At 65.8% G+C, this 9,604-nt stretch carries 10 protein-coding genes; 1 reads left to right on the top strand and 9 read right to left on the bottom strand.

Features of this window, described 5'->3' with window-relative positions; genetic code table 11:
- On the top strand, nt 1-1,179 hold a 1,179-nt coding region (locus AC1DXX_RS32510), incomplete at its 5' end, for an alpha/beta hydrolase (RefSeq protein ID WP_478138323.1).
- Here AC1DXX_RS32510 and AC1DXX_RS32505 read toward each other — a convergent pair.
- From AC1DXX_RS32505 to AC1DXX_RS32465, 9 genes are all read right to left on the bottom strand, one after another.
- Nucleotides 1,180-2,913, bottom strand: a complete 1,734-nt coding sequence (locus tag AC1DXX_RS32505) for a M14 family zinc carboxypeptidase (RefSeq protein WP_478138322.1) — start codon at nt 2,911-2,913, stop codon at nt 1,180-1,182. It lies immediately after the preceding gene.
- A gap of 15 nt (nt 2,914-2,928) precedes the next feature.
- Complete coding sequence (locus AC1DXX_RS32500) at nt 2,929-3,741, bottom strand: ABC transporter ATP-binding protein (protein WP_478138321.1); 813 nt, start codon at nt 3,739-3,741, stop codon at nt 2,929-2,931.
- Nucleotides 3,731-4,579 (bottom strand): ABC transporter ATP-binding protein, encoded by an 849-nt coding sequence (locus tag AC1DXX_RS32495; protein ID WP_478138320.1) that lies wholly within the window; start codon nt 4,577-4,579, stop codon nt 3,731-3,733. Before AC1DXX_RS32495 ends, AC1DXX_RS32500 begins: the two co-directional genes overlap by 11 nt.
- Nucleotides 4,572-5,471, bottom strand: coding sequence for a nickel transporter permease (gene nikC / locus AC1DXX_RS32490; RefSeq protein WP_478138319.1), 900 nt, complete (start codon nt 5,469-5,471; stop codon nt 4,572-4,574). The genes AC1DXX_RS32495 and nikC overlap by 8 nt, the downstream gene beginning before the upstream one ends.
- Nucleotides 5,468-6,490 carry an ABC transporter permease gene (locus AC1DXX_RS32485; RefSeq protein WP_478138318.1) on the bottom strand — a complete coding sequence of 341 codons (1,023 nt, stop codon included), beginning with the start codon at nt 6,488-6,490 and terminating at the stop codon, nt 5,468-5,470. The genes nikC and AC1DXX_RS32485 overlap by 4 nt, the downstream gene beginning before the upstream one ends.
- Before the next feature lie 9 nt (nt 6,491-6,499).
- Nucleotides 6,500-8,071, bottom strand: coding sequence for an ABC transporter substrate-binding protein (locus AC1DXX_RS32480; protein WP_478138317.1), 1,572 nt, complete (start codon nt 8,069-8,071; stop codon nt 6,500-6,502).
- Nucleotides 7,968-8,573, bottom strand: coding sequence for a GAF domain-containing protein (locus tag AC1DXX_RS32475; RefSeq protein WP_478138316.1), 606 nt, complete (start codon nt 8,571-8,573; stop codon nt 7,968-7,970). Before AC1DXX_RS32475 ends, AC1DXX_RS32480 begins: the two co-directional genes overlap by 104 nt.
- A 2-nt stretch (nt 8,574-8,575) precedes the next feature.
- A complete protein-coding gene (locus AC1DXX_RS32470; RefSeq protein ID WP_478138315.1) occupies nt 8,576-9,250 on the bottom strand; it encodes a helix-turn-helix domain-containing protein in 675 nt (224 codons plus the stop codon).
- A gap of 230 nt (nt 9,251-9,480) precedes the next feature.
- Entirely contained in the window at nt 9,481-9,603 is a 123-nt protein-coding gene (locus AC1DXX_RS32465; protein ID WP_478138324.1) for a nickel-binding protein, read from the bottom strand.
- Nucleotide 9,604: the final 1 nt, after the last annotated feature.

Here is a 9,604-nt window from a genome sequence, read left to right as displayed (position 1 = left end):
GCGCCTTACCGCGAAGGCATCGCCGAAGCCGAGAGCCGGGCCTACACGGTGGAATTCACCGTGCCTCCCGATGCCTTCGAGCGCATCGACCTGAAGAAGACCGAGCCGATCAAGCTGCGCGGCTGGTACCTCGAAGGCGCCGGCGTGGACGACGGCAAGGGCCGCAAGGTGCGCGCGCTCGCGATCATGGCGCCGGGCGGCGGCGGGCAGCTCACGGCCATCCAGCATCCGGACGAGGTGTCCTACCGCGTCGACGAGACAACGGGCAAGACCACGGCGCTCCCGTTCCCCAACGCCACCACCGAGACCATGGGCCAGCGCTGGTGGCGCGAGAACCTGCATGCACTGAACCAGGCAGGCTTCGACGTGCTGGCCTACGACCGGCGCGGCGAAGGCCTCTCGGGCGGGTTCAGCGACACCAACACGCTGGCGCAAGGCGAGGACGTGTTCCGCGTGCTCGGGCAGCTGGAAAACGGCCGCGGCCTGCGCATGCTCACGCCCTCGGGCGAAGTGCTCGAAGGCAACGCGGCCGCCGGCCGCCTGCTGGCAGGCATGAAGGCCAGCGAGATTCCTCTCGTGCTCGGCGGCTACTCGCGCGGCTCGATGTCGACCGCGTGGGCGATGACCAGCAACTACGTCGCCTCATGCAGCTTCGACCTGCCGGACGTCAACTGCGCGCCCCCCAGGGGGCTGAAGAACATCCGCGGCGCGATCCTGCTGTCGTCCTTTGCGAGCGGTGCGGGCTATGTGGGCGACGCGCCCGACCTGGCGGACCGCAACCTGTTCCTGGGCGGCATGGCGGCGGACCATCACATCGTCTTCTATCCGAACTCGGCCACGCTCGCAGGCATGGACCGATGGCCCGCGGCCTTCTTCGGCAAGGGCCTGTGGGACCGCGCCGAAACGCTCGAGGGCACCGTCGCCGCCTACAACCGCATCCGCGGCGTGAAGGAGATCGTGCTGGCGCGCGGGCCGCATTCGATCGAGACCTGGCCCGAGTCCGACCAACGCTACCTGCGCGAGCGCATGGTGGCCTATGCCAAGGTCGTCGTGGTGGGCGGGCGCACCGCGCCCGGCGCGAGGCCGTGGAAGAACTTCAAGCAGTTGGTGGCAACCACGCCCGACTCGTGGGAGCCGTCGTCGCGGCCGAAGGCGGCGAGACCTGCACGCTCCGAATGATCAAGGAGCCGCTCGCGCGGCCAGGCCCTGCGACGTCAGCCCCGCCACCGGATAGCGCCGCCACTCGGGCTCCGCATGGCGCTTGCCGTGCGCAAAGAGGTACCCCAGGACTTCCTGCGGATCGGAAAGCTTGCCGGGATTGCGCTGCTTCCATTGCTCGAAGCCGGCCTTCAGCGCCGGCTCTTCCTCCAGCATGCGGCAGGCCGTGTCTTCGAAGACGTAGGCCGAAAAAGCCTCCTTCTTCTCGAGCACGCTGTTGAAGAAGCCCCAGCGGAAGAAGCTGTCGTGCGCTTCGGGTTCGAGCGTCTCGACGATGTAGCGGGCCTTCGGCTGGTCGAGCGACACCCACACGTCGCCGGCACGCGCATGGAGGGTCTCGGTGCGTGCGACAAGCGCCACTTCGTCGTGGAACATGTGCCCCTCGTACGGCCCGGGGCGCGAGACCACATGCTGGATGCGGTACACCCGTGCGTCCCGGAAAACCTGGTCTTCCTCGAGCCGGCGCAGCGCCACGCCGTTCCACTGCAACCGCTCGATCACTTCGCGCCAGGCCTGCGGAATGAGATACGCCTTGGGCGCGCTTGTCGCAGCGTCTTCCACGCAGCGGTCGAAGTACGGAATGTCTTTTTCCCAAGGCTGGCTGCGGTCGTAGGCCAGGCGCTGGTAGTTGCCCAGGCTGCTGGGCGAATGGATCGCCTTGTATCCCTTGAAGCGAAAGCTGGCCGGCCGGCTGCGATCGGCACGCCACGAGAGCGGCCAGTGCGCCTGCTGCGCAGCGCCGGCCCTGGCCTCCTGGCGCAGCGTTCGAATCTGCGGCGCATGCGCAACTGCGAAGTCCAGCACCACCTCGACCAGCGTCCGCATCGCCGCCACGCGATCGGCATAGGGCTTCAGCATGTGGGTCTCGGGCATGAAGCCGAGGGTGTGGTGCAAGGCCGCGTAGCCGGTGGAAAAGCGCGGCAGATCGAGGAAGTCGGCGATGCCGTCGTCCGGCGTTTCGGCCACGCAGTTCACGTACGGGCAGGTGGGCCAGCCGCGCTGCGCCATGCCGCTGTAGATGGCCGGCAGCATGCTGCTGCGCAGGAACTGCCCGAGCCCTCCGCCCAGCTTGTCGGGCTGGGTCGGGATCAGCGTCATCGTGTAGGCGTAGTCGGCGCCGTTGGAGGTGTGGGTGTCGACCATCACGTCCGGGTCCCACGCGGTGAAGAACCGGTTGAACACCTGCGCGGCCAGGCTGTCGCACTTGATGAAGTCGCGGTTCAGGTCCAGGTTTCGACCATTGCCCCTGAAGCCGAAAAACTCGGGTCCCTGCTGGTTCACGCGCGAGGTGTTCTGGCGGTTGAGGCAGCCGTCCACGTTGTAGACGGGAATGAACAGGAAGACCGTATCGCCCAGCGCCGCCAGCCGCTCGGGCTGCGTGCAGAAATCGCGCACCAGCGCCATGCAGACGTCGATCCCTTCGGGCTCGCCGGGGTGGATGCCGTTGTTGTTGAAGAACACCGGCCGGCCTTGCCGCTGCAAGGTCTCGCGATCGAACACCGCGTCGGCCGTCACCACGCCGGCGTGGATCGGAATGCCATTGTCCGAAACGCCGATCTGCGTCCATCGCAGCACCATGGGAAAGCGCTCGGCCAGCCGCTCGTAGAAGGCAACGCATTCGGGCCAGGTGGTGGTCTGGTCGTGGTTGCCGGTTTCGTAGGGCGTGAGGTGCAGGGGGTGTTGTTCGGCAGTCATCGGGTAACGCTCCGTTCAGGCAGCTGCTACAGATTCAACGGGCTGCGCGGCATAGCAGTTCGCCAGCAGCTCGCGCGTGTAAGGATGCGCCACCTCGCCCGCGGTGATCCGCGCCGCCGCCAAGGTCTCGACGACCTCGCCTTGGCGCATGACCGCGACACGGTCGCACATGTGGGCGATCACGCCGAGGTCGTGGCTCACGAACAGGAAGGTGGTTCCCAGGTCGCGGCGCACCTCCAGAAGGAGATTCAGCACTTCCGCCTGAATGGAAGCATCCAGGGCCGAGGTGGGTTCGTCAAGCAGCAGCACCTCCGGCTCCAGCACCAGGGCCCTGGCGATGGCCACGCGCTGACGCTGGCCACCGCTCAGTTGATGCGGGAACCTGAAGCGGAAGCTTCTGCCCAATCCGACCCGGTCGAGCGCAGATACGACGCGCGACTCGATCCGGTCGAAGCCATGGCAGCGCATCGCTTCGGTCAGGCAGTGGTCGATGGTGTGTCGTGGATGCAGCGAACCGAACGGGTCCTGAAAAATCATCTGTACCTTCAGGCGGTAGTCGCGCTGCGGTGCGGTGCTGGCCAGGCGCCGATGACCCAGCACCGAGACGTCGCCCTGCCAGTCGCCGTCCAGCCCCGCCAGCACCCGCAGAATGGTCGACTTTCCGCTGCCCGAGCCGCCGACGATGCCGAAGGACTCGCCCTTGCAGACATGGAACGAGGCCTGCTTTACCGCGTGATGGCGCGCTGTGCCCTGCCCGTAGAACACATCCAGCCCCGCGCAATGGATGGCGGCTTCGCGCGAGCTTGGGAGGCTGGTCTCACTGGACATGGTGTGCCGCCGTTTTCTGGATGAGCTTTCGATCGATGGTGGGCAATGCCTGCCCGGGATTCTGGCCGGTGGGCAGACAGTTGAGCAGGCCGCGGGTGTAGGGGTGCTGCGACTGGAACAGGTCCTTGGCCGCGCACGACTCCAGCACCTGGCCCCGGTACATGACCAGCACGCGGTCGCAGAAGTGCGCCACCATCTTCAGGTCGTGGCTGATCATCAGCAGGCCCATGCCGCGCTTGCGGATCTCGCGGTCCATCATCTCCAGCACCTGTCCGCGCACCATCACGTCGAGCGCCGAAGTGGGCTCGTCGGCGATGAGGAGGCCAGGCTCCGCGATCATCATTGCAGCGATCATGACGCGCTGGCCGATGCCGCCGGAAAGCTGATGCGGGTAGGCGTCGTACACGCGCCCGGGCTGGTCCACGCCGACGGTTTCCAGCATCTCGAGTACCCGGGCACGCGCCTGGCCGGACTTGAACACGCCATGCAGCAAACCGGCCTCGGCAATCTGCTTGCCGATGCGCAGCACCGGATTCAGCGAGAACTTCGGGTCTTGCAGCACCATGCCGATACGGCGCCCGCGAATGCCGCGCCATCCGGTGGGGTCCTGCCGTGTCAGGTCGATGCCGTCGTAGACCATGCGGCCGGCTGTGGTCTTTCCGGGAGAGCGCACCAGGCCCAGCACGGCACGCGCGGTCATCGACTTGCCCGAGCCGGATTCGCCCACGATGCCGATGCGCTCGGCGCCCATGTGCAGCGAGAGCGACTTCACGACATCCACCGGGCCCGTCGCCGTCGGGTATGTGACGGTCAGGTCTTCGATCAGCAGCTCAGCCATTTTTCGGGTCCAGTACGTCGCGCAACCCATCGCCCACGAGGTTGAAGGCGAGGCTGCCGAGCAGGATCGCCACGCCAGGCACCGCGGCCACCCACCACTGGTCGAAGATGTACTGGCGGCCGGTGGAAATCATCGCGCCCCATTCGGACATCGGAGGCTGCGCGCCCAGGCCGAGAAAGCCCAGGCCTGCGGCCGTGAGGATGATGCCCGCCATGTCCAGCGTGACGCGAATCACCGTCGATGGCAGGCAGATCGGCAACAGATGGCCGAAGAGGATGCGAGAGGTGGGCAGCCCCTGCACCCTCGCAGCCTGGATGAAATCGCTGCCCTTGACAGTGCGCGTCTCGGTGCGGGCGATGCGGGCATAGGGCGGCCATGCCGTAATGGCGATGGCGATCACCGCGTTCACGATGCCCGGCCCCAGCACGGCCACCAGCGCCAGTGCCAGCACGAGGCGCGGAAAGGCCATGAAGATGTCGGTGATGCGCATCAGCACGGCTTCGATCCAGCCGCCGAAGTAGCCGGCGCACATGCCCAGCAGAAGCCCTGCGGGCGCCGACAGCACCGCCACCAGTGAGACGATCAGCAGCGTGGGCTGCGTGCCGTAGATGACGCGGCTCAGCAGGTCGCGACCGAGCTGATCGGTACCCAGCCAATGCGCCGCGCCCGGAGGCAGCAGCCGCTGCGTGATGTCCTGCGCGTTGGGATCGAACGGTGCCAACCAGGGCGCGAACACGGCCGACAGCACCATCAACGCGAGGATGACCATGCCGAACACCATGGCCGGGCTTCGCACCGTGCGCAGCCCCACGCGGTACCAGCGCCCGCAGCGTGCCTGGAACGCCGATGCGGGCGCCTCGCTCAGCCACCATTCCTGTCGAAGAAGCATCATGTCCTGGCCCTCGGGTCCATCAGATAACCGAACATGTCGGTGGCGGTGTTGAGCACGACGAAGCACAGGCCCACCAGCAAGGTGCCGCCGAGCACGGCCGACACGTCGGCGCTGAACAGGGCATTGGTGACATACAGGCCGATGCCGGGCCAGGAAAACACCGTCTCGGTGAGCACTGCGCCTTCAAGCAACACGGCGTACGACAACGCGATCACAGTGACCAGCGGCACCGCCACATTCGGCAGCACATGGCGCACCAGCACCTGGAATTCCGACGCGCCCTTGACGCGCGCCGTCAGCACATATTCCTTGCCCAACTCTTCGAGAAAGAAAGCCCGCGTCATGCGCGAGATATAGGCCAGCGAGAAGTAGCCCAGCAGCGCGGCAGGCAGCAGCAAATGCGACAGTCCGTTGCGAAATGCCTCCACGTTGCCGGCACGCAGGGTATCGACCAGCACCAGGTTGCTCCAGCTGTCGACGGTGTACTGGTAGACATCGTCGAGCCGACCGGGGCCGCCCACCCAGCCCAGCTTGGCGTAGAACACCAGCAGCCCGACCAGGCCGAGCCAGAACACCGGCACCGAGTAGCCCAGCAACCCGACCAGGCGCAGCAGCTGGTCGATCCACCGGTTGTGCTGGTGCGCCGCCAGCATGCCCAGCGGCACGCCGAACAGCACGCCCAGCGCGATGCCGAGGGTCGCCAGTTCGAGCGTGGCGGGAAAATACTGGCGCAGGTCTTCCACCACCGAGCGGCCCGTTGATGTGGAGCGGCCCAGATCGCCGCGCACCGCGTTCGCCACGTAGTGGACGAACTGCATGTGGATCGGCCGGTCGAGCCCCAGATTGTGTCGGGCCTGCTGGTAGGCCTCGGGCGACGCACGGTCGCCGACGACCTGAAGCACGGGATCGATGGGGGCCGCCTTGCCGATCAGGAAAGTGACCAGCAGCAGGACCAACAGCATCAGGGCGAAGGAAAGGCCCGACCGCAGCAGTGCGGCCGGTACGGCGTGCTTGCGCATGAGGCTGTCTTACTTGGTGACGCCGTCGTACTGAACCAGGTCGGCCACGGAGCCTTGCACGTAGCCCTTGACGTTGCTGCGCAGCGCCACGCGGTTCTGCTCCTGAAAGGTGATGATGAAAGGCGACTTGGCCTGCACTTCCTTCTGCAGGTTTTGATAGGCGCTCGCCCGCTTGGCCGGATCGGCTTCTTTCAGTGCCGCCAGGGTCTTGACCGACAGCTCCGGAATCAACCATGAATTGCGCCAGGTCGTGGTGCTCTGATAGGCGCCGTCGCTGTTGTCCACGTTGTAGGCAAACGATTTGGCGTTGGAATGCGGGTCGAAGAAATCGGGCCCCCAGTACAGCAGGATGGCCTCGTGCTTGCGGGCGCGGTAGCGCGTGATCACCTGGCTGCCGGTGCCGGGCAGCAGATTGAGCTTGATGCCCGCCTTGGCCATGCTGGCCTGCATCGATTGCGCCATGTCCACGAAGCGCGGACTGTTGATCACGTCCATGTCGATCTCCAGGCCGTTGATGCCCGCCTTGGCGAGGATGGCCTTGGCGCGCTCCGGGTCGAGCTTGTAGGGCGTCGCGGTCAACGCACCTGCGAAGCCGACCGGCAGGAAGGCCTGGTGCGTGCGCATCTGCCCCTTGAGCAATTGCCCGGAGATGCCGTCGTAGTCCACCAGGTAGCGCATCGCTTCCCAGATCGCGGGATTGCGCAGCTTTTCGTTCTTGAGGTTGAGGCCGATGAAGTGCACGGCGGCCGCGGGGAAGTCTTCGAGCCGGATGTCGGTGCGGGCCTTCAGCGCGTCGATCTGGTCGGAGCCGAGATCGCGCACGATGTCCGCATCGCCGGACTCGATCAACAGGCGCTGCGTTGCAGGCTCGGCAACGCTCTTGATCAGCACGTTGCCGGTCTTCGGCGGGTTGGCGGCCTGCTTGTTCGCCTCCAGCAGCAGCACTTCCTTGGGCTTGTAGAGCTTCAACTTGTAGGGCCCGCTGCCGGCGGAATTGCGGGTCAGCCACAGGTTGCCCAGGTCGCCGGCCTTTTCGTTCTGCAGCACGAGCTTCTCATCGACGATGGCGCCGGGCCGGGCCGCCAGCACGTTCAGCACATAGGCCGGGCCGAATTCGCCGGACCAGCCGAGCACAAGGGTGCTCGCCGAGGTCTTGCGCACCATCTGCTCGATGTTGTCGGGGGTCCACCCCAACTGGCTCAGGATGAAAGCCGGCGCCTTGTTCAACCGCAGCACGCGCCGGTACGAGAACAGCACATCCTCCGGGCGCACCGGGTTGCCGCTTTCGAACACCGCGTTGTTGCGCAGCGAGAACTCGATGCTCTTTCCGTCGGCCGCGGGCTTCCAGGTGACGGCCAATGCCGGCTTCAGCCGGGTCGGGTCCTTGGGGTCGTAGCGCACCAGCGGCTCGTAGATATTCGCCACCACTTCGCCCCCGGAAAACTCGAAGGCCTCGGCCGGATCGAGGCTGACGATGTCATCGATGTTCTTGGCCACCACCAAGGTATCTTTCGGCGTGGCGGCCAACGCGGACAGCGAGAGAAGAGTGCCGATCACGGCGACGCAGATTCGAGGACTCAAGGTTCACTCCTGGTTGAAGACGGGATGCGGATCWGGCGGATCGCTGCGCGATCCATTGCTCGTGCTGAAAGAAACCTTTTCTTGCCTGGCCGCGCACGGCCAGGCAAGCCTCGAGCACAGGGCCTCGGTAGGCGCCGGCCCGGTCGAGCAGATTCAGGGTGCCGAGCATGCGGCGACCATCGAGGATCGGGATGTTGATGACCGCACCGAGCCCGTGTTCGACGATGGCGGGCAGGTCGGAGAAGTGCGGGCCGAAGTGATCGGGATGGTTGGCCACGAAACACTCACCGCGCTCCATCAGGGCCGTCCATTCGGTCTTGTCCCTGGGCTTCCTGCCGTGGACCGGATACGCTTCGGGCTGGCTCGAGTAGATTCGCTCGACGCTGGATTCATGGAGCAAGACACGACTGACGGTGAGCAGCCTGTGGCCGATGCGCTGCCGGAGCTGCTCGCTGACGGAGGCAAAGGTAGCTTCGAACTCGGGAATCGCACGGCCGCTCATGGTCAGGTTTTTTTTCTCTTGCTCGGTGCAGCCCCGGGCTCGGGTTTGGCCCTGGTTTTGGGCTGGGCCTTGGCCTTGGCCTTGGGCACGGAAGACAGCCTCGTCGGCGAACCATGGCTCTGCAGTTCCTCATGGGCATCTGCATCGTCCGAACCGGCCTTGAACAGGGGCGCAGTGCCGACCCAGAGCACCGTGGCCGCCTTGGCGAAAGGGTTCTCCCAGCAGTGCGCCGTGTCGGAAGGCAGATGGACCGAATCGCCTTCGCTCAGGTGGAGTTTTCTTTCGCCCAGGGTGTAGCGCAGGTTGCCGCTGATGACATACGCCAACTCCTCACCCGGATGGGTCACGGGCGAAGACTTGTGCCCGGGTGGGATGGTCACCACCAGTGCATTCACGACGCTGGAGGGGAACTCTCCGCTGATCCGGTCGAACGTCATGCCGCCCGCCTGAAGCTGGAACGGCGTGCGCGCGCTCTGCGGGAAGTGATGCCCGCCGGCGCTGCGTGCGTGGAAGAAGTAGTCGAGCTCCAGGCCAAGCACCTGGCCAACGCGCATGAGCGCGGTCAGCGAAGGCGAGGCCAGATTTCTCTCGAGCAGAGAGATGTAGCCGATGCTGAGTTCGCTGCGCTCGGCGACCTCGGCAAGGCTCAGATGCAACAGCCGACGGCGCGACCGCAAGGCTTCACCGATGTCAGCCAGAACCCCTTCACTGCCTCTTGCCGGGGCTGCGCTCGCCGGTTGCCGGCGGAATTCTTGTGAATTTTTCATGAATTAATAAAATCATATCATCCTTACTAAAAAAATTTTACTGCTCTTGCATCGTCTGGCCGGAGCCCTTGGGGGCGCGCTCGCGGCCTCGCGCGAGACGCGCGAGGCCGGCGTGGCACATCTCGCAGCGCGCGCCCGCCTCACTCGGCCGTGGCCGGGTCGATCACGCTGTACACCCGGTCCACCCGGTTGGCCGGGAAGCCGCCGAGCTCTGCGTGCCGGCGCACCAGGGCCTCGTCGGCGGCCTGGTAGACGCAGTAGATC

This window comes from Variovorax sp. P4_B10 (genome assembly GCF_056402375.1).
This window is presented reverse-complemented; position numbering and strand designations above follow the sequence as displayed.

What these genes read in the sequence shown, in the direction of transcription:
- AC1DXX_RS32500 (WP_478138321.1), bottom strand. Translation starts at nt 3,741, where the DNA reads ATGTCCAGTGAGACCAGCCTCCCAAGCTCGCGCGAAGCCGCCATCCAT.
- nikC (WP_478138319.1), bottom strand. Translation starts at nt 5,471, where the DNA reads ATGATGCTTCTTCGACAGGAATGGTGGCTGAGCGAGGCGCCCGCATCG.
- AC1DXX_RS32485 (WP_478138318.1), bottom strand. Translation starts at nt 6,490, where the DNA reads ATGCGCAAGCACGCCGTACCGGCCGCACTGCTGCGGTCGGGCCTTTCC.
- AC1DXX_RS32505 (WP_478138322.1), bottom strand. Translation starts at nt 2,913, where the DNA reads ATGACTGCCGAACAACACCCCCTGCACCTCACGCCCTACGAAACCGGC.
- AC1DXX_RS32495 (WP_478138320.1), bottom strand. Translation starts at nt 4,579, where the DNA reads ATGGCTGAGCTGCTGATCGAAGACCTGACCGTCACATACCCGACGGCG.